General features: G+C 53.6%; 14 protein-coding genes. 5 read left to right on the forward strand and 9 right to left on the reverse strand.

From position 1 onward, the window contains the following. Positions 1-17: 17 nt before the first annotated feature. Complete coding sequence (locus tag IPI29_07080) at positions 18-731, forward strand: DUF2490 domain-containing protein (protein ID MBK7412299.1); 714 nt, start codon at positions 18-20, stop codon at positions 729-731. Then, complete coding sequence (locus tag IPI29_07085) at positions 731-2,692, forward strand: hypothetical protein (protein MBK7412300.1); 1,962 nt, start codon at positions 731-733, stop codon at positions 2,690-2,692. Before IPI29_07080 ends, IPI29_07085 begins: the two co-directional genes overlap by 1 nt. Here IPI29_07085 and IPI29_07090 read toward each other — a convergent pair. After that, positions 2,681-4,843, reverse strand: coding sequence for a RecX family transcriptional regulator (locus IPI29_07090; protein ID MBK7412301.1), 2,163 nt, complete (start codon positions 4,841-4,843; stop codon positions 2,681-2,683). The two genes, IPI29_07085 and IPI29_07090, sit on opposite strands and share 12 nt — an antisense overlap. Positions 4,844-4,846: 3 nt before the next feature. Next, positions 4,847-5,869, reverse strand: coding sequence for a recombinase RecA (recA, locus tag IPI29_07095; GenBank protein ID MBK7412302.1), 1,023 nt, complete (start codon positions 5,867-5,869; stop codon positions 4,847-4,849). Between the two features lie 257 nt (positions 5,870-6,126). Between recA and IPI29_07100 the strand changes: the two genes are divergently transcribed. Genes IPI29_07100 through IPI29_07110 form a run of 3 tightly spaced genes read left to right on the forward strand, consistent with a single transcriptional unit; the run spans position 6,127 to position 12,209 of the window. Further along, complete coding sequence (locus IPI29_07100; GenBank protein MBK7412303.1) at positions 6,127-7,911, forward strand: ComEC/Rec2 family competence protein; 1,785 nt, start codon at positions 6,127-6,129, stop codon at positions 7,909-7,911. Continuing rightward, a complete protein-coding gene (gene pgeF, locus IPI29_07105; GenBank protein ID MBK7412304.1) occupies positions 7,883-8,614 on the forward strand; it encodes a peptidoglycan editing factor PgeF in 732 nt (243 codons plus the stop codon). The genes IPI29_07100 and pgeF overlap by 29 nt, the downstream gene beginning before the upstream one ends. A gap of 40 nt (positions 8,615-8,654) precedes the next feature. After that, a complete protein-coding gene (locus tag IPI29_07110) occupies positions 8,655-12,209 on the forward strand; it encodes a multifunctional oxoglutarate decarboxylase/oxoglutarate dehydrogenase thiamine pyrophosphate-binding subunit/dihydrolipoyllysine-residue succinyltransferase subunit (protein MBK7412305.1) in 3,555 nt (1,184 codons plus the stop codon). A gap of 17 nt (positions 12,210-12,226) precedes the next feature. On the opposite strand, the gene IPI29_07115 is transcribed toward IPI29_07110, so the two are convergent. The 7 genes from IPI29_07115 to IPI29_07145 form a co-directional block, all read right to left on the reverse strand. Continuing rightward, positions 12,227-13,210 (reverse strand): hypothetical protein, encoded by a 984-nt coding sequence (locus IPI29_07115; protein ID MBK7412306.1) that lies wholly within the window; start codon positions 13,208-13,210, stop codon positions 12,227-12,229. 183 nt (positions 13,211-13,393) lie between these two features. Continuing rightward, positions 13,394-14,329 carry a hypothetical protein gene (locus IPI29_07120; GenBank protein MBK7412307.1) on the reverse strand — a complete coding sequence of 312 codons (936 nt, stop codon included), beginning with the start codon at positions 14,327-14,329 and terminating at the stop codon, positions 13,394-13,396. Continuing rightward, on the reverse strand, positions 14,326-15,234 hold the full coding sequence (locus IPI29_07125; protein MBK7412308.1) for a hypothetical protein: 909 nt from the start codon (positions 15,232-15,234) through the stop codon (positions 14,326-14,328). The genes IPI29_07120 and IPI29_07125 overlap by 4 nt, the downstream gene beginning before the upstream one ends. Further along, on the reverse strand, positions 15,231-17,372 hold the full coding sequence (gene scpA, locus IPI29_07130) for a methylmalonyl-CoA mutase (protein ID MBK7412309.1): 2,142 nt from the start codon (positions 17,370-17,372) through the stop codon (positions 15,231-15,233). Before scpA ends, IPI29_07125 begins: the two co-directional genes overlap by 4 nt. A 57-nt stretch (positions 17,373-17,429) precedes the next feature. Next, on the reverse strand, positions 17,430-18,578 hold the full coding sequence (locus tag IPI29_07135; GenBank protein MBK7412310.1) for a tetratricopeptide repeat protein: 1,149 nt from the start codon (positions 18,576-18,578) through the stop codon (positions 17,430-17,432). A gap of 27 nt (positions 18,579-18,605) precedes the next feature. After that, entirely contained in the window at positions 18,606-19,454 is an 849-nt protein-coding gene (locus IPI29_07140; protein ID MBK7412311.1) for a CPBP family intramembrane metalloprotease, read from the reverse strand. Further along, the gene (locus tag IPI29_07145) at positions 19,448-19,945 is read right to left on the reverse strand and encodes a hypothetical protein (GenBank protein MBK7412312.1); all 498 of its coding nucleotides are present in this window, start codon (positions 19,943-19,945) and stop codon (positions 19,448-19,450) included. The genes IPI29_07140 and IPI29_07145 overlap by 7 nt, the downstream gene beginning before the upstream one ends.

Raw genomic sequence — 19,945 nt, forward strand, 5'->3', positions numbered from 1 at the left:
ATGAGCTAAATTTGCAGATGCTGACAAAACGGCACCTGCCACGAATTCTATATCTGCTCTGTTTTTTTGCGACCATCGCCCCTCTGCGATCGCAAGAACAGTCCACGTTCCAAGTATGGGTTGAAGAAACAGCTGTTTCCAGCCTCGCGGATCGATGGGTAGGAAGTCTCTTTCTCACGCAGTATTTCGTGGATGGTTCACGGAAGTACGCAAGTGTATCCGTCTGTCCGGCAGTTTCCTTTGCGATCACTCCCTGGCTCTTGGCCGAGGGGGCACTCTTCATGGAGTATGCCGATCAGTCCGACATCTCCGACATCATTGAGCTACGACCCTATGTGGCTCTACGGTATACCGATGTGATCCCTCGGTTTGAACCCTATGTTATGCTCCGACAAGAATTTCGGAACCTATACTACCTAGATACAAAGACCTGGCAGGATCAGTACAGACTTCGACTGCGCATCGGTTCGCGTATCGCGATCACAGATGAGCGTATCGCGCCGAACTCATTGTATGCGATCGCCGAAGTGGAGTTCTTCGAGAATCTCGATCCTGCACCGAAGGAGTATTTCAATTCGCGCATTCGGCTCCACGCCGGACTCGGCTATCGATTTGGAGATCTTTGGACAGGGGAGCTACACTATATGGCTCAAAAGTCACGATCCTACCCCAACCAGCCGTTCGATTCCCAAGACAACATTCTGCGCTTCACCGTGCGAAAGGCATTCTGATGGATCGGACACTACCACTTCGGATCTGTTTCCTGTGGCATCAGCATCAACCCGACTATCGCACAGCAGATGGGTTCTTCTTACCCTGGGTCAGGCTGCACGCAACCAAGGACTATCGAGATCTCTGTGATATCCTCGGACGATTTCCGATTCAACACACGTTCAACCTCGTTCCGTCGATGCTCATGCAACTCGATGAATATGAAGGGGGCAGAACAGACGAGCTTGAACGACTCACGATGATCCGTGCTGAAGATCTAGACAACGCACAGAAGGCAGCGCTTGCACGTTGGGCCAGCACGGTGCAACGGGAGACAATGGTAAGCCCCTTACCGAGATATGAAGAACTCTACGATGCACTCCTCGCGAACGATACCGGACACTTCTCTGCGCAAGATTGGCGCGACGTCCAGGTTTTGGTCAACCTTGCATGGTTGGGTCCGGTTACGAGACGTGGTTCGGCACTCGCTGCCGAACTTCTTCTACAAGGACGCAACTTCAACGAAGAGCAAAAGTTTGCGTTGATCCGATTGCATCACGACGTGATGAAGGACATCGTACCAACCTTCCTCGAGTATGAACGTGAGGGGCGATTTGAGATCAGCATCACGCCGTATCATCATCCGATCCTACCACTCGTGATCGATAGTGATGTAGCTCATGAGAGCATGCCACATGTTGAACTACCGTCACCGGCATACAAGGCGCCGGATCATGCACGACGACACATACGCCGAGCACTCGATGACTGGAAGTCACGCAGCGGTCACCGTCCGCTTGGGATGTGGCCAGCCGAAGGAAGCCTCTCAATGGCTGCGCTCGAATTGTTTGCCGAACACGGCGTAGTGTGGACAGCCACTGATGAAGATGTGTTGCAGAAGTCCTTGGGGGAACAATGGAGCCCAACGGAAAAGTATTTCCCGCATGTTGTTGAAACAGCTCGCGGGCCTATCACGGTGTTGTTTCGCGACCATGCCTTGAGCGATGCCATCGGTTTTGAATACGCACGCTGGGACGCCGATGTGGCTGCTGATGATTTCGTGCGCAGACTTGAAGAACGAAAGCGTGCGATCATCGCTCAACACGGTGAGATGTCTCTGGCCTCGGCGGTTGTTCCGATCATTCTCGACGGAGAGAACTGTTGGGAGTTCTATGACAAGAATGGGGAAGACTTCCTCAACGCCCTGATGAAGAGATGTTCTGATCAGGACAGGTTCACGACCCTTACCTGCTCCCAGGCCTCCGAGTCTCCAGGCAGGCGACGTCTGCATCACTTCACGGCAGGGTCGTGGATCAACGGGACGTTTGACATCTGGATCGGCTCTCCGGTGAAGAACCTGGCGTGGTCACTCCTGCGCGACTGCAAGGCCGCTCTGGAGGCCTCCGGGCGCTCTCCGGAGCAGGTTGCCGAGGAAATGGAGACCGTAGAAGCCTCCGATTGGTTCTGGTGGTACGACGATCGACATTTAGCGCCCCATAAAGCCGATTTTGATGCTATTTTCCGAGGTCATGTAGCGGCGATCTTCGCCGCATGTGGTGTCCACCCACCGGTGGATCTGTCACGCCCTCTGCAGGAGGTAGTTATGACCAGTGACCCAGTTCGCGTTCCCATCGTTTTTGGGACCACAGCAATGCATCGCTCACGTGCACTCGTCAGAGATGCAACTCTCGAGAGCCATGAAACATGGCAACGGATCACGATCCGTTTTGAGCGAAGACCTGCTGAAATGGAAGAGGTTATCGTGCAAGTGATCGGGCAGGACGGCTTCGAGCGTGCATGCCTTATCGCTCACGACGAGATCCTCTGGCGATCACCTCATCATGATGAGGGATTCGAATGGCTTGCAGAGAATGCCATCGCACTCTACTTGCATGCACATCGGATGTGGACACTGAAGATCATGGAAGAGCGGCCGGAAGAAGGTCAGGTTACCACGATGGTCCACCTCTCAACGCCCTGACTTCTCGCTAGGGAAGATGTCCACTCGTCTGCTCTGAGGATTCTCCTTCAGTCCAAGTAACGTACCGGGGTTCTCTATCCCGCGACCGATCGCGCGTACCTTGTTTTGATCAAGACCAAGGACAACAAGCTGCGCCGCAACGGATTCTGCACGTTGTCCCGAAAGCGTCGTGTTCAACGCACGCGTACCTACCACGTCTGTGTACCCAACTACGTCAAAGGCGATCTGCCGCATATCATAGCGCTGTAAAAGCGCTGTCAACATTGCGATATGTTCATCGGATAACTGCGCAACTCCTCGGTCGAAGTAGATCGAAGCAAGCGGACGTCGCGTATCGAATACCTTGGTCGTAACGCGGAGCAGCGTTGTACTATCCAACGTCCGAATACCGATCACTTGATGATGCGGAACGTAGTGCTGGACCTTGGTGTCGATGTGATAACGATGTAATGCCGGTAAGGATATCGTGAACTTCTTGGTTGCAGTATCCAGCGGGATCTCGAAGGGTTCACAGGAGCTTGCGGAATCGCGGATGCGCAATTCAGCCATCGGCAATGACTCGTTTGTGACGGCATCAACCACAGTTCCGGTGAAAGAACATGATGGTAGGGGGCGAACGTCACCCGTGAGTTCCACCACGTAGATCCCTGGTCTGCCCGACTCTGCATCCCATGAGTGGATCAGCGCACTGTCTCCACGACCGATGAGGGAGAATGCGGTCTCGTCTTCAATGGTGTTGACGCAGGAGCCAAGATTTCGCGGTGTTGACCATGAGGTCCACGATGAGCCGATGCGACGTGTGACATAGATGTCCGACTTGCCCCGTCTGTCATCACGTCCGCTTGAGGCAAAGTACAATGTCTCTCCGTCCGGGGCGAGCCATGGAGCCCCTTCAAAAGCTGGTGTGTTGATCATTGGACCGCAGTTGATCACGGCTGACCAGTTCTCTCCGCAACGAACGCTGACGTAGAGGTCGAGTCCGCCCATTCCATCAGAACGCTCCAACGCGAGGAGGATGGTTCTGCGGTCATCACTCATCATGGCGAAGAAGTTGCGACCCAACGAGGAAAGGCCGGGGATGTTCACCGGTTCAACCTCGGAGAAGAGGTCCTGTGATGACCGACGTTTGAGGATGGCTAGTGACGGTACGTCAACTCCGCCGTCCTTGCGATACGTACCTGCAGCCAGAGCGGCCAAACCATCACTCGTGAAGGAGAACACAATGTCTGGTCGCTTGCATGATGTGAATGTCGTTCGCTCAGCATCCAACCATATACCCGAAGCGTCGCGTCTAGCCAACCACACGTCATCCGGATCCTTCACACCTCCATCGGCATTGTCCGGATGAAGTTTCCTGTCGAGGAACAGAGTACCATCTGGAGCGAGCACCGGTTGTGTTGTGGGTTGGAACCGATTCACCGCATCTGGCAGTCGCGATCGCCTGCACGATGTGATCTCCTGCGACGTGCCTTGACTAGCGGCGAAGACAAACAACGTTGCAATAGTTGCCGCCAGGCAGAGTGTACCCACACGAAGCTCTTCAAGCACCGTTCGGATCACATTCCACGGATAGCCGCGGTACTGAAGGAATCTCATGAGTTTTTCATCGCGCTCTTTATCCGAGACCGACGTGATCATTCGAAGTTTCTTGCTAGCCACTCGGCGTGCAGCATTGATGGCATCGTCATCGGAGTACTGTTCGTGCAAGACCTCATCGATGATCAACTCCGGTACTCCCTTGCGTGCGAGTGTCCGTTTGGCCATTGATCGCGAAAGGGGCTTGCGTTCTCGAGCAGCATCCAGGAAACGTTCTGCATAGACGCGGTCGTTGAGAAGCTTGAACTCCTTCAGCCACGCCATCACATCATCGATCTCTTCCGGCGTCGCTTCGCGGCCAACGAGATAGTCATGCACCTGACGTTCTGTTCGAGGTTTGTAGGTGGCAAAGTGATACGTTTTCTGACGAAGCACGATGCGTTTATCTTCCTTGCGCAGCTTATGCTCAAGGTCATCGGTCATCTCAAGTCCCTTGCGCAGTCCGAGCGACGTAGCAACGTCGATCGGACATGCAGCAAGGAAGACTTCGTCAACGAACACCGAACAGCGTCCACCGTCCTTTACGTTACGACGGATCGACGTGATCGTGCCCATGTATTACTTCGATTTACTTGTGACTGTGCCGGGAGTTGGCAGGTGCAGTGCCTCACGAACGGCTGCATCGAGTGCGGCATAGAGGGCTGCGTTCTCGCTGAGGAGCTTACGCATTCCGTCGCGACCCTGACAACGCTCATCGTTGAACGAGAACCATGAACCGGACTTGGTGATGATGCCACCTTCTACGGCTACATCGATCATATCACCAAGGCGCGAGATGCCCTCGTTGTACATGATGTCGAACTCTGCTTCGCGGAAGGGAGGTGCAACCTTGTTCTTCACGATTTTGGCACGCACGCGGTTTCCAACGATCTCCTGACCGTCCTTGATCACGTCCTTGCGGCGCACATCGATACGAACGGAAGCATAATACTTCAGCGCGTTACCGCCGGTTGTGGTCTCCGGATTCCCATATACAACACCGATCTTCGAACGGAGTTGGTTGGTGAAGATCACTGTCGTGTTTGATCGACCGATCGCGGCATTGAGCTTTCGCATAGCCTGACTCATAAGACGCGCCTGTGAGCCCATCTGCGCGTCACCCATGTCGCCTTCGATCTCCACACGCGGTGTAAGTGCCGCTACGGAGTCAACCACCACCACATCGATCGCACCGGAGCGCACAAGCGTCTCCACGATCTCCAATGCCTGCTCACCGAACTCCGGCTGAGAGAGCAAGAGATTGTTGAGATCCACGCCAAGTCTCTGCGCATACTTCACATCAAGTGCGTGTTCCGTATCAACGAAGGCGGCAAGTCCGCCATTCTTCTGTGCTTCGGCGATCACCTGCAAGCAGACAGTTGTCTTACCTGACGATTCCGGTCCATAGATCTCGACGATCCGTCCGCGCGGCACGCCGCCGATACCAATGGCTGCGTCGAGAGAAAGACAGCCCGTGGAGATCGCGTCGATGTCGACAGAGTTCTCATCGCTCAGGCGCATGATCGAACCCTTACCGAACTGTTTCTCGATCTGCTCCATCGCCAATTGTGCTGCCTTGACCTTGGCCTCGGGTACACGCATCGATGTTGACTCTGAAGAACCCTTCGGTTCCTTTGGTTCTTTCGGCTCCTTTGGTTCCTTCGGGGCCTTGATGTCTGTGCTCATTCTGATATCCTGATAAAAGTGATCATTTGCTGTTCAGATACATCGTGTCTGCAGGGGTGCAGAACGTGACGCGACCCCCAAAATACCGCCCCCCGGAAGCCCCATAGCGGGGTAAGTTTTCAACACGGACACAGGCACCGTCACGTTCCGTCCCGGCAACGCCACAGAATGGTATGGAACGCCGCCTTCCCCTTGTTTTTCCGACTCTCTGCGTACTCGGCTGGGTCCTGATCCTGACCGTGGCACATGCCTCAGAAAGCCTCCTGTTCTGGACATCTGCAGTATCGATCACTCTGGCAGCCATCTCCCTGAAAAGGGGCTCCTTGGCCACCGCATTCCATTGTTCGTGCCTCGCTCTTGGCTGCATAACAGTGCAGTACCGCGCCTCTCATATGGTCGACACCTCCGATGTCCTTGGTCCAACCATGCGTGTTCGAGCCGAGGGAGTAGTGCAGGAGATCAAGCGAAGTTCTCCCGGCAAGCACCGCTATGTCCTTATGGGTGAGATCGACGCATCGGAGTTGCCATGCGTTCGAGCGGCATGTTTGGTCACCGAATGGGTAGCAGACTCTTTGCGTCCACCACCAAGGAAAGGGGAGACTCGAATCGTTACCGGACTGTTGCGACGTCCGGATCCGGCAACACTTCCTGATGAGGTTCCGGAGAAGGCCGTCTGCCACGGTTCCGGCGCATCGCTCATCATCACGAATGCCTCATCAGCGGTTGTTCGTGATCAACCGTGGTGGAATCGCTGGTCCGATGTAACGCGAGAGTGGATGGTATCGATCTTTGAGCGCGAACTTCCCCGCGATGTGTCGGCACTTGCCATCGCCGTTGTCATCGGAGATCGCACGGCGCTCGATCCGGAAGTGATGCAGGTCTATGCTGCCAGTGGCACAGCGCACATGTTTTCCGTGAGCGGATCACACGTTGGCATCATCCTCGGCGTATTGATCACGATCATAGGCTCTGCACCGTCATGGTGGCGCGTGGTGGTGATCTCGCTCATCATTGCTGCCTATGTGTTTGTGAGCGGTGGGGAGCCCCCTGCTGTTCGTGCCGGACTGATGGGGATCGTTGCACTTGTGGCACGGAGAAGGGAACTTCATACCGACATGGTGAACATTCTCTGTGGTGTAGCACTAGGGATGGTCCTTGTTGATCCAACCGTAAGCACCCAACCCGGGATGATCTTGTCGGTGATGGCTATGGCTTCCATCCTCATCGTTGGTCCGCTCTGGTTCAATGGTGTGATGCGTCTTGTTGACAGACCGCGACCGTGGAAAAGAGCACTTGCGGCTACATGTGCTACGAGCATTGCAGCAACCATCGGTGTGAGTATTCCGTCGCTCGTGTATTTCTCTTCCACATCGTTAACAGCCCCCTTCGCAAATCTCATTGTAGTACCATTGTTGAGTTGTGCACTCGTGGCCTGTCTGCTCCTTTGTATCACATCTGTTGTAGGGGTCACAGCTCCCGTAGCATGGTGTATCAGCGTCCTCGTTCGTATGGCCGATCATGTGGCACAAGGAACCGCCGATAACAGTCTTGCTCATGTCCATGATGTATGGAAATGGGTCATTGTGGTCTTGATGATCGCAACCTTGCTCTGGCCACTTGTTTCTCCAACGTTTATAGGCGGGGTGGTTCGTATGGTGGCTGGTGTAGTTGTGATCATTGGAGTGATATGGTGTATTCCGGTTCGGGCTACGGAGACCTTCATTGCTCAGAGACGAAACGGAATTGTTATTGCAGCTGTGTGCAGAGACACACTGAACGTCTTTATCGACGGGCAACATCACGCAGCGATCGACGGCAAGCTCATGTTGTGGGTCAAACGTCAGCCCATCCCTGTCAAGTGTGAGGGAAGGGGCTTATGGGGTCGAAGAATGAGTGCCACGATCCGACGCGAACTCGTAGGTTCGAAGTATGAAGATCATCAAAGCATTCAACGATGACCGTTTGCTGAGTGGGATCACTCAGGTGGACAACACGGAGTTTCCATGGCCGGGTTACTCATTCTCGATCTCACCGGCCACTACGCCGGAACATGTAGAAAGGTCCTACCTGGCATTGGCACGAGAGCTTGACGTTGACAGAGAACGGATCGTAACCGTTCACCAGGTGCATGGGACGGAGATATTGGTCGCTGATTCCCGCACACAGGCCCAGGCCGATGCGTTGATCACAACCACACCCGGACTGATCGTTGGAGTGAAGCTAGCTGATTGCTGCGGTGTGTTGATGTACGACGCGTCAGTTGGTGTTGTAGCGGCAATCCACAGCGGTTGGAGAGGTACTGCCGGCAACATTGTTGGCAAAACCATTGAGATATTGACATCGAGATTTAAGACCAAGACATCTGACATACGAGTGTGGCTATCTCCGTGTGCATCCGGTTCGCACTATGAAGTGGGTGAAGACGTCTTTCAGGTACTGGCGAAACATTGCACGCCCCTTGGCTCAAAGTGGCTCTTTGACAATCATCAGGCGATACGGGATCAGTGTTTTTCTGCGGGCATTGGAGAGCAGAACATCGACGTTCGGAGTGAATGTACGATCACAGATGAACAATGGCATTCATATCGCCGTGATGGGGAACGTTCCGGTCGGATGTTAGCGTTCATAGGGTTACGTTTTACGCCTGAGAAAAGTCAGTAGTTTTGCAGTTCTGTTTTTGAATTGAGAAAGCCCCTCGACCATGATGTCGATGAACAGTGCCTACGTAGATGAAATGTATTTCGAGTTCCTTCGCGATCCTGAGTCATTCACTCAGGAATGGCGAACGTTCTTCCAATCCTATACGCCCGAAAAGCCACAATCTGCACAAGCTGTCGTGGCCCAACCATCTCAGCCGCAGAAGGTTGAGACTTCGAGTTCAACACGGTTGCCGGCACTAGCTGCTGACGATACGCTCGTTCCTCTGTCATCGATCGGCGGAAAGATCGCCGAGAACATGGAAGCGTCATTGCGTGTGCCAACGGCCACGAGTGCGCGGAATGCACCGGTCAAGGCACTTGAAGAGAATCGTCGCATTGCCAATACAGTCCTCGCAAAGAAGCACCGTCCGAAGTTGTCGTTCACACACATCCTTGCCTGGGCCATCGTCAAGGCCACGGAAAAGTGTCCGAACATGAAGAACTCGTACGGTGTCCATGATGGGATCCCAGTGCGTGTGGAGCGCGGCGGTATCAATCTCGGACTCGCCGTGGATACTACGCGCAAGGATGGCAGTCGTATCCTACTTGTTCCGAGCATCAAACATGCCGAGCGGTTGACCTTTGATGAGTTCGCTCGTGCCTATGACGATATCATCAAGCGTGCTCGGACGAATAAGCTCACACCCGAAGATCTTACAGGCGCGAACATCACGTTGACGAACCCTGGTGGTATCGGTACGGTGATGTCTGTACCGCGACTTATGGATGGACAGGGGACGATCGTTGCTGCAGGTGCGATCGAGTATCCGGCAGAGTTTCAGGCAATGATGCCCGACGTGCTCTCAACGCTTGCGATCTCCAAGGTTGTTACGCTCACGTCAACCTATGATCACCGTGTGATCCAAGGTGCAGAGTCGGGTGAGTTCCTCCAGTTCATGCACCAGCTCCTCTTAGGCGAACATCGGTTCTACGAACAGATCTTCGCAGCACTGGGAATTCCATTCGAGCCCATGCGCTGGACCGTTGAGAAGGGGGCAAATCCATTCCTCCCGCAGGATCAGCCGGAGATCATCGATAAGGAAGGTCGCGTCGTTCAGATGATCCACGCCTATCGTGTGCGCGGACATCTATTGGCCGATATCAATCCGCTTGGGTTGGAAGCCTACTATTATCCGGAACTCGACCCGTCGCACTACAACTTCACGATCTGGGATCTCGATCGTGAGTTTGATACCGGCGGCTTAGGCGGCGTGAAGCGCGCAACGTTGCGCGACATCATCGATATGCTGCGTGATACCTATTGTGATCACGTTGGCATCGAATACATGCACATTCAAGATCCAACGCAGAAGCAGTGGATCCGTGACAACGTAGAGAAGACCCATCTTAAGCTTGCACTTTCGCCAGAGGAGCGCATCGAGACCTTTAGGAAACTCGCTCGCGCTGAGAATCTTGAGAACTTCCTTCACACGAAGTTCCTTGGAGCTAAACGATTCTCTCTTGAAGGGGGCGAAAGTGCCCTGATCATTCTTGACCAAATCTTGCAGAATGCAGCATCAAAGGAACTGTCGGGTGCTGTGTTAGGCATGGCTCACCGCGGTCGACTCAACGTCCTTGCCAACATGATGGGCAAGCCCCTTGAGAAGATCTTCAATGAGTTCGAAGGAAAGATCGATCCGAATTCCTATCAAGGGTCTGGAGATGTGAAGTATCACCTTGGTGCAAAGGGAACGTACCTTTCGCAGGACGGCAAGGGGATCCATATGGTCCTTGCTCCCAACCCGAGTCACCTCGAGGCTGTGAACCCTGTGGTGGCAGGTATCGCGCGCGCCTTGGATGATCAGATCAACGACGAAACGTACAGCAGAGTACTTCCGATCCTCATTCATGGTGACGCGGCATTTGCCGGTCAGGGTGTGGTTCCGGAGACGTTGAACATGGCCAGACTCAAGGGCTATGCAACGGGCGGAACCATCCACATCATCATCAACAACCAGATCGGCTTCACAACATCGCCGGAGGATTCGCGCTCTACGCATTATGCTACCGGCATTGCGAAGATGTTGCAAGTACCAATCCTGCATGTAGATGGGAACGATCCGGAAGCGTGCAGAGCAGCCGCGCAGTTTGCCTTTGCGTATCGTGAGCGGTTCGGAGATGACGTTGTGCTGGACATGTATTGCTACCGTAAGTACGGTCACAACGAACAGGATGACCCAACGGCCACGCAGCCATTGCTGTACAAGAAGATCCGCAACATGGTTCCCGTGCGTGGCGTGTACGAACAACGACTGTTGGCCGAAGGTGTGGCCACGGCCGAGGTTTTGAAAACGATCGTTAACGAAGAACACGCAGTTCTTGTGAAGGCATATGACGATCGTGCAACGGCTACAACGCCACATGCACCGCACATCGAATTCGATCTCTTTACGCCAGTTCAAACGGCCGTCCCGCTCGAGGAACTGCAACACATCGCTGCGGCTGTTACCTCAGTTCCATCCACGTTTGCCATCCATGCAAAGGTGAAGGCAGAAGCGGAAAAGCGGAAACATTCCTTCGATGCCGGCACCGTGCAGTGGGGGATGGCTGAAGCCTTGGCGTTCGGTTCGTTGCTTCGTGAAGATCATCTGGTACGGATCACCGGACAGGACAGTGGTCGCGGTACATTCAACCACCGTCAGGCCGTACACCGCGATATCACCAACGACTCTCGTCACATCCCTCTCAATGAGATCGATGCGCCGCAACAGCTGCACATCTATGACTCTCCGCTGTCTGAGTACGCTGTGCTTGGATATGAGTATGGGTACAGCACGATCGCAAAGAGTGGACTCACCATTTGGGAAGCACAGTTCGGCGATTTTGCCAATGGTGCTCAGATCGTCTTCGATCAATTCATTTCGAGTGCCGAAGAAAAATGGGGTCAACGAAGCAACGTGACCATGCTTTTGCCGCACGGCTACGATGGTCAGGGACCGGAGCACTCCAGCGCAAGGCTTGAGCGGTTCCTACAGCTCTGCGCTCAGGACAACATGATCGTCTGCAACTTCACGTCACCGGCCAATTACTTCCATGCCCTTCGCAGACAGGTAAAGGCAGACTGGCGCAAGCCCCTTGTTATCATGACGCCGAAGGGATATCTGCGGATATTCCAATCGACCGTGGATGAACTGACGCATGGATCGTATCAAGAGATCATCGATGACACAACGATCGCTGATCCGCTTTCGGTCCAACGTGTGGTGATCTCCACCGGCAATGTCTATAATGAACTTCTCAAGAAGCGTTCTGACCTAGGTGTGCACACCGTTGCGTTGGTGCGACTCGAACAGATCCATCCATTCCATAGCGAAATGATGAAGTCCGTTTTGGCTCGTTATGCGAATGCCGCAGAGATCGTTTGGTGTCAGGAAGAACCCAAGAACATGGGCTCTTGGACCTTTGTGCAGCCATATCTGTTGGATCTGCTTCAGCCTGGACAAAAGCTTCGGTACGCTGGACGATCAGCGGCCGCAAGTCCAGCCACGGGATCACATGGTGTACACGGTCAGCAACAGGAAGACCTACTAACGGATGCTGTTGCGATCAAGCATTGAGATCGCTGTGAACGTCTTTAACGGAATGAGCCCGGAGTCATCGACGGGGGAGTGAGTACCTCATTCCCTTCGTTATCTGTGAGGCGCGTAAGATCCGTTTCGATCACGGCAACAGCTACGTAGGCAGGCACGCGATCTCCGTTGTCCTTGAGATTGAAGCCCCGTTCGATCACCAACTCTAGCAGGCCCGTGTGTTTGTCGCGTTGCACTGACGTTTCGGTAATGGAGTGTGTGCCGTTGGCATTGTGACGGGCGACGAACACCGTCATGTTGCAGATGCGTTGTCCGGATGGCTTCACGAGCACAGAATCCAACGCGATGGTCCGATACAGCGTATCCATGGCCGTCTGACCCTTGCTCCCGTCTGCCATCATGCTGCCGCGAGAACCGGAGATCTTCTGGTTCATTGACGGGATGTATAGTGTGTCGAGCCGCATCGTGCCGATCTTGACATCTTGACCGTCTGTCATTGTCGGCATCATCATGTTCATCATTGCCGGGATGTCGATACTGCGTTCTGAATCGAACTGATTCGTTGCGCCAATGCCAGACATCACTGGTGGTGGCGTATTCTCATCGATCGTGTACTGCCCGGCGATGATCTTTCCGAGCTGATCGACCATCGCATCATACACACCGGCCTTGTTTGTTCGGCGCGAACCAACAGGGAACATGCCAGCCTTAACGCTATCGATGATTTCGTTCGTTCTTGGATCACCGTCGCTTGACCTGACGCGAATTCGAACCTGTGTATTGCCCTGAATGTCTGAGTCAATGGCATCCATATGGAACATAGCACTGAGGCGGAGGGCTCGGCCATTTACGATGAACTGGTCGGCTACGAGTCGCCATGTGTAGGTTCTGCCAACATCCAACTGATACTTTAGGGTGACCAGCGAGTCGGGAGATGTGGAAAAGGCCGACGCGGTATTCGCGAAACAAACCAACGCCACTACTGCGATCAGACAGAACGAACGATACTGTTCAATATACTTTTTCATGGCAACCCCTCTTGACGTCACCCCCCTCAGGGATCGGTCGCGCATTCTGACCACAATTGAATCAGGGCACAAAATTAGACCCCTGATCGATGTCACTATATACGCGATAACCCGTAACCGTTACAATTATCAACGACTTGACGTGGGTCCACTTACGTAATCTACGTACGTAATTGCCCCCCATCACTTATCATCAAGTGTACTTTGACGTCGTGGCGAGATCGGATCAAAAGGGTCACCTGATATGCGGTAGCACGTAGTCACATACTCTAAACGAGGACTCCCTCTTGAAACGTAGTAGCTCTTTTCATCTATAAATCGTACGAGTCCGGTAGAGAGGTCGCGTTCGCTTCTTGCGATTATAGTATAGCGTTGGCCAGTGAATGTCTTCTTGATCGAGAGTGAGGTAAGGAAGCCGATCTTGCGCCCATTGATGATCACCACAGAGTCCAAAACCGTACTTCGCGCGATCGTGTCGAAATTTCTCTTCGGAGCCCCTTTGGAATAGGTTGAACCGTAGGATTGTGAGATCGGCTGGATCGAGCTTAGGAGATAGACTGTATCGAGGTATTCTTTTCCGATGTCCATCAGAGTGTTTTCTGGTGCCTTGGGAATGCTCAACACAACGGAATAAGGAATTGTCAGTCGCTCCGTTGCATCAACATCGGTGGTGCCGGTGAACGCCGTCATCGTACTTTGTTCATAGTCTTTAGGAGCAACCGATTGTCCGAGAATCACCTTGCCCAAAGCATCGATCACTGCGTCATATCCTCCCGTTTCGCTATACAACCGATAGCCTGCAAACAGGAACCCGCCATGAGGACGGTAAACCACGGTATCCGTGCGTTCTTTGCTGGAATCGGACCTGACGGTAACGCGACATTGATAATTACCGAGATGGTCATCATCGATCACTTCAATTGTCAGAATGGACTGGACCCGTATTGCCCGATTTCCCACAACATGCTGGTCCGTTGTGAGTTTAAAGACATGTTTGTCTCCAACCTTAAGGTCATAGGTCAACGACAAGCCGTTTTGACTCTGCCCGCTACCATTGACTCCAACGGCAAACAACATGAGCGCCGATATGGCAATCCGTATGATCGTTTGAGTTCTCATATAAGGCTCCAAGAGTGCAACATAGCACCAAATCTCAGGCCTCGAATCGTTGCTTCCACGGCATCACATCCAAAAACCTGCAGCGATGTGTGCAAGATCACAGAGCCGATCGGAACGATATCGGCGCGGCGTTCATGAAGACCCGGAATCGCACGCAGTTCATCGATCGACAATCCACAGAGCCACTCCGATAACTCTCCGATCCGCGCAGTGGTCATCGTATGACCATCAACCAAGGCAGGGTCGAACGTGGGGAGCCCCTTATCGATCATTGCAAGGGCTGTTGGGGTTCCTGCCACACCAACAACATGATCGATCCTCCCGTACCGCTGAGCAAGGGGGACTATCAGTTGACGAATGTACTCGCGAGCCTGTGAAACGGCAGTAGGAGATAGGGGGCGAGACACCGCAAATCGTTCTGTGAGGCGTACAGCACCGATAGATGTGGATGCTGCATCGGTGATCGTGCCGCCGATGCCAACAGCATACTCCGTGGATCCTCCGCCAATGTCGATCATGAGTGTGTGTTCGGGACGTGTTCCAACGGCCCCAAGAAATGTAAGACGAGCTTCTTCATCACCTTCGATGATGTGGATGGGATAACCCAATGCCAGCTCTAGTCTCGAGCGTACGATGCTGCCGTTGTCGGCTTCTCTCATCGCACTTGTTGCAACGGAATAGACCTTGACGTGTGGATGATTCGAAAGATGGTTGCGAAAACGAATCATGGCCTGTTCCGCACGCAACAATGACGCATCGGCAATAACCCCTGATGCATCAAGTCCTTCACCAAGGCGAGGAACGTCATACACATCCTCGAGTACATCGTAGGAACCGTCGGAGTTGACCTGTCCGATCACCATCAACGCCGTGTTGGTACCGATATCGATACCGGCAACGATCACTTCAATGATCTCAGGTGTGTACGAATGGCCTCAACCACTTCCTTTGCTGCCACAAGAATGTTCGTACCGGGGCCGAAGATCGAGGTAACGCCTGCTGAGCGTAGCATATCATGGTCCTTTGGCGGGATCACACCGCCGGCCACAACAAGGATGTCTCCTGCGCCTTCTGCCTTGAGGGCACTGATGAGTTGCGGGATAAGGGTTTTGTGTCCGGCTGCCTGACTCGACACGCCAACCACATGCACGTCATTATCGGCGGCCTGACGAGCCGCTTCTTCCGGAGTGGAGAACAGGGGACCGATGTCTACATCAAATCCGATGTCCGCAAAGGACGTTGCGATGACCTTGGCTCCGCGGTCGTGTCCGTCCTGTCCTAGTTTAGCCACGAGGATGCGAGGCCGTCTGCCGAATTCCTTTTCAAACTCATCCACGTTGGCACGCAATGCTGCGTACTCCGGATCGTGTGCGTATTGCGCACCATAGACACCTTCGATCGCCACGGTATGTGCCTCGAATCGTGTGAATACCTGAGCCATTGCATCGGAGATCTCACCTAATGTTGCTCTGCAGCGTGCAGCATCAATCGCCTTCTCAAGGAGGTTTCCTTCACCGCTGCGTGCTGCGTTCGTGAGCGCAAGGAGCGTGCGTGTTACATCGTCTTCGTTTCGTGATGCTCGGATCGAGGCAAGCCGTGTTACTTGTGATTCACGAACGCTTGTGTTGTCGATGTCGAGGACATCGATATCGGACTCATGTTCAAGTTGATACTTGTTGACCCCAACGATCACTTCCTTGCCTTGATCGATGAGGGCTTGACGTCTGGCCGCCGACTCTTCGATCCGCATCTTCGGGATCCCGGCATTGATCGCCTTTGTCATCCCACCGTAGGACTCTACCTCGGCGATGATCGCCGATGCATCACGAACGAGGGCATCGGTCAGGGCTTCAACATAATACGAGCCTCCGAGGGGGTCGGCCACCTCTGTAACGTGACTCTCCTCTGCAATGATGAGCTGCGTATTGCGGGCAACACGAGCTGAACGTTCCGTAGGGAGTCCGAGTGCTTCGTCGTACGAGTTGGTGTGCAGAGACTGCGTACCGCCAAGCACTGCCGCAAGACCTTCGATGGTGGTTCGAACAACATTGTTGAAGGGGTCTTGCGCTGCAAGAGACCAGCCCGACGTTTGGCAATGTGTTCGAAGCAATAGGGAATCCTTCTTCGCCGGTGCGAACTGCTGCATTGCCGTTGCCCATAGAACGCGAGCGGCGCGGAGTTTGGCGATCTCCATGAAGAAGTTCATGCCAATGGCAAAGAAGAAGGACAGTCGAGGTGCAAAGGCATCCACCGGCATTCCGCGGTTGATGGCAGTACGCACATATTCCAATCCGTCGGCGATCGTATAGGCCAGTTCCTGAACGGCCGTTGCACCGGCCTCGTGCATGTGATAGCCGCTGATGGAGATCGAGTTGAAGCGCGGCATCTCATTGCTGGTGTATTCGATGATGTCCGCAACGATCCGCATTGATGGCTCGGGCGGATAGATGTAGGTGTTGCGAACCATGAACTCTTTGAGGATGTCGTTCTGGATCGTTCCGCTGAGTTTCTCCTTGGGCACACCTTGTTCTTCAGCCGCAACGATGAACATCGCGAGGATCGGGATCACAGCACCATTCATCGTCATCGATACGCTCATCGTATCGAGCGGGATCTTATCGAAGAGGATCTTCATATCCTCAACGGAATCGATGGCTACGCCGGCCTTTCCAACATCGCCCACCACTCGTGGATGGTCACTGTCATATCCGCGATGGGTTGCAAGATCGAATGCAACGGAGAGTCCCTTCTGACCTGATGCCAACGCCTTACGATAGAACGCGTTCGATTCCTCAGCTGTAGAGAACCCTGCATACTGGCGAATGGTCCACGGACGGTTCGTGTACATCGTTGCATACGGACCGCGCATGAAAGGGAACAGACCGGGCAGGGTGTTCACATGGGCCAGCGACTCCAGGTCAGCCGATGTGTACAACGGCTTGATCGGAATACCTTCAGCTGATCGGATAGTGAGGGAGTCAGCCGAGCGGCCCTTGAGCTCTTTTGCTGCTAGCTCGGACCACGGAGTGATATCGGGTTTCATGGAAAGGCGTCTCAATTGCGGAGAGCTCAAAAATACGGAAGGGGCTCTCCACCACGCCTATTTATAGGCGGACTGCAGATATCTCTGCGCTTCGGCCTGAGATCCGCCCACGTCATCCCAGTCCAGTACCTTCTTATACTGCTTGATGGCGAGGTCGCGTTTCCCTTGCAGATCATAGATCTGCCCGACCTTCAAGTTCGCCTTCACCATGTATCCGGATGGGTCTTCATCGAGAACCCGACATGCTTCATCACACTTGTACAGGTACTTCAGAGCCATTTCATGATCCCTGTTCATCATTCGAGCAACGCCGATGTAATAAAGTGCCTCCCGTGCCGCGAGTTTGTCATACCCGGTTTTCTTGTCCATGTATCGTACGAGGACGTTACGCCAACAGGTTTCCATGGAATCCAACGGACCTAGGGATACCAGACAACGTCCGTATGCACGTTGGAACGCCGGATTCATGGGATACTGCTTGTGTAGATCAGAGGCAAACTCCATCGCCGCAAGTGGGTTCCGTTCAAAGTCGAAATAGGCTTGGATGAGAACCACCTTCGCTTCATTGGCAGCGTACTTTGCCTTTCGAGCAGCAGCTTTCAACTGTGCCAGCCCAAGAGACTTGTCGCCGCGCGGCAAGAAGACCATCACGGTGGAGAGTGCCGGGTACTTCTCGGGAAGAGCAGCTGCGTAGTAGTTATAGAGCCCCGTTCCAAGCATGATGTCGTGATTGCCCGGTGCTACCTTTTGACACTCCTGCAGGATATCTAGGGCAAGACGACCATCGTCTGCTGCACTGAACATATTCTCACGCATGGCATGGTATCGCCCCCTAAAACCAAGTGCTCCACCCTTGAAGAACAATGCCGTGATGTTATGTGGTGTTGAGTCGAGCATCTGATCACACACAAACAATACCTTATCGATCTTCTTCAAGAAGGCTTGGTCGGCAGATGAATTCCGTCGATCAAGATTGATCCGCCACCATTCCACCATGGCATCAAGAAAATAGCCGGCCGGGTGTGTGGGATACATCGCGATGACCTGCTTGAAATCCTCATGAGCACGATCGAACTCAACGTTGTAGATGTGGTCGATACCGCGCTGCAGAATCGTATCTCCGTCTGCCTTGATCAAGACCCATTGGGCGTTTGCAGCAGTAGCTGAAGCGTACAGGAGAACGAGGAGGGTGACGAGGCGTTTCATATACATCGAACGACGTTCACGCGGACGTTACCGTGTGAGTGAAAGTTGTTGTTGATAGCGAGCAGCCTGCACATAGGGGTCAAAGATGCGGAGACGTTGCATACCGATCGTAGCAATGATCAGTAGAACGGTGGTCAGCGCCCCGTCTTCCACTCCGAATGATCCGTCCACCAACCAACGAAGGGAAGGGGCTATACCACTCGTATTCAACACGTAGGCATCAATGGGCAGATCCATACCACTCACAAAACCGAACAGAAACGCGATGCCGAGATTCCAAACAACGTGGAATCCAATGGCCGTCCACAGAGAGCGTGTGAGGGCAACAGATGTTCCGAGCGCCACACCGGCGAGGAATACATTCACTGCACTGATCCAAGATGAACCTGGATTCGACAGATGGACAAGTGCGAATGGGAGACTTGTGGCGAGGACGGCCATTGTTGGACTGAATCGTTCTTCAACAGCGCGGAATATCGTGCCACGAAAGAGGACTTCTTCGCCGATGGCAAAGAGAATCACGGTAGATATTGCCGAAGGTTCCAACATCGTCGCAACAGGTACGATGGTTCCTCCAAGGACAACAGCAACCACGGCGATAACAGCGATAGAGATCAGTGCCCAGAGAATACCAAGGCTCGTAAGCTTCGTACTCATCTTGGTAGGGATGATCCCGGATGCAACAGCGTGACCATTAGGCCTGAGTACTTCAAAAGAGATCATCGCCACCACGCACAGCCCGTAGACCATGGACTGGATCTGGATGACGGCGTCTTCACCAGTGACCACCATCCCAAGAACGAGGGAGGGGGCTAGCACAACGCCGATCATCGCAACGATCCGCACCCACCAGATATTGAGCGCAGGGATCACCATTGGAGGATGCTTCGGATGAAGATGGCGAGTCCGACCGGTGCCATGTATTCACCTGACGGACGGAACTCACGAAGGAGGGACGTGGAAACGGCCACGACACAGACGATAGCTGACGTTGTCGGCTCGAAGCCGAAAAGTGCCGAAGGAATGATCGTACCGAGAATAGAGACAACAGCCACACGCATAGTAGTTCCAAATCCGACGCGGTTCATCCAGGTCTGGATCATCCCTGCAAAGATCACCGAGAACGAGAAGGGAGGAAGAGCATAGAGCATCACCATGTAGCCGTCGATGTGCAAGTAGTCTTCACGAATGGTGCGCCGAAGCCAGAATGCGAGGACCGTGCCAAGGATGACAAGGAAGGCGGTAACGATCCACATCGCGTCGCGACTGATCAAGGCCGCGACTGAGAAAGAGATGATACCGAAGCTGATGTAGGCGATCACCGAACGCGACTCCCAGCGTAGAGCTGTGAGGTAGGCGCTGCTCAT

It is taken from the genome of Ignavibacteria bacterium, from assembly GCA_016707005.1.
In the GTDB taxonomy this organism is placed as follows: domain Bacteria; phylum Bacteroidota; class Ignavibacteria; order Kapaibacteriales; family Kapaibacteriaceae; genus UBA10438.

What these genes read in the sequence shown, in the direction of transcription:
- IPI29_07145 (MBK7412312.1), bottom strand. Translation starts at nt 19,945, where the DNA reads ATGAGCAGCGCCTACCTCACAGCTCTACGCTGGGAGTCGCGTTCGGTG.
- IPI29_07090 (MBK7412301.1), bottom strand. Translation starts at nt 4,843, where the DNA reads ATGGGCACGATCACGTCGATCCGTCGTAACGTAAAGGACGGTGGACGC.
- scpA (MBK7412309.1), bottom strand. Translation starts at nt 17,372, where the DNA reads ATGAAACCCGATATCACTCCGTGGTCCGAGCTAGCAGCAAAAGAGCTC.
- IPI29_07085 (MBK7412300.1), top strand. Translation starts at nt 731, where the DNA reads ATGGATCGGACACTACCACTTCGGATCTGTTTCCTGTGGCATCAGCAT.
- pgeF (MBK7412304.1), top strand. Translation starts at nt 7,883, where the DNA reads ATGAAGATCATCAAAGCATTCAACGATGACCGTTTGCTGAGTGGGATC.
- IPI29_07115 (MBK7412306.1), bottom strand. Translation starts at nt 13,210, where the DNA reads ATGAAAAAGTATATTGAACAGTATCGTTCGTTCTGTCTGATCGCAGTA.
- IPI29_07120 (MBK7412307.1), bottom strand. Translation starts at nt 14,329, where the DNA reads ATGAGAACTCAAACGATCATACGGATTGCCATATCGGCGCTCATGTTG.
- IPI29_07140 (MBK7412311.1), bottom strand. Translation starts at nt 19,454, where the DNA reads ATGGTGATCCCTGCGCTCAATATCTGGTGGGTGCGGATCGTTGCGATG.
- IPI29_07135 (MBK7412310.1), bottom strand. Translation starts at nt 18,578, where the DNA reads ATGAAACGCCTCGTCACCCTCCTCGTTCTCCTGTACGCTTCAGCTACT.
- IPI29_07110 (MBK7412305.1), top strand. Translation starts at nt 8,655, where the DNA reads ATGATGTCGATGAACAGTGCCTACGTAGATGAAATGTATTTCGAGTTC.
- IPI29_07080 (MBK7412299.1), top strand. Translation starts at nt 18, where the DNA reads ATGCTGACAAAACGGCACCTGCCACGAATTCTATATCTGCTCTGTTTT.
- IPI29_07100 (MBK7412303.1), top strand. Translation starts at nt 6,127, where the DNA reads ATGGAACGCCGCCTTCCCCTTGTTTTTCCGACTCTCTGCGTACTCGGC.
- recA (MBK7412302.1), bottom strand. Translation starts at nt 5,869, where the DNA reads ATGCGTGTACCCGAGGCCAAGGTCAAGGCAGCACAATTGGCGATGGAG.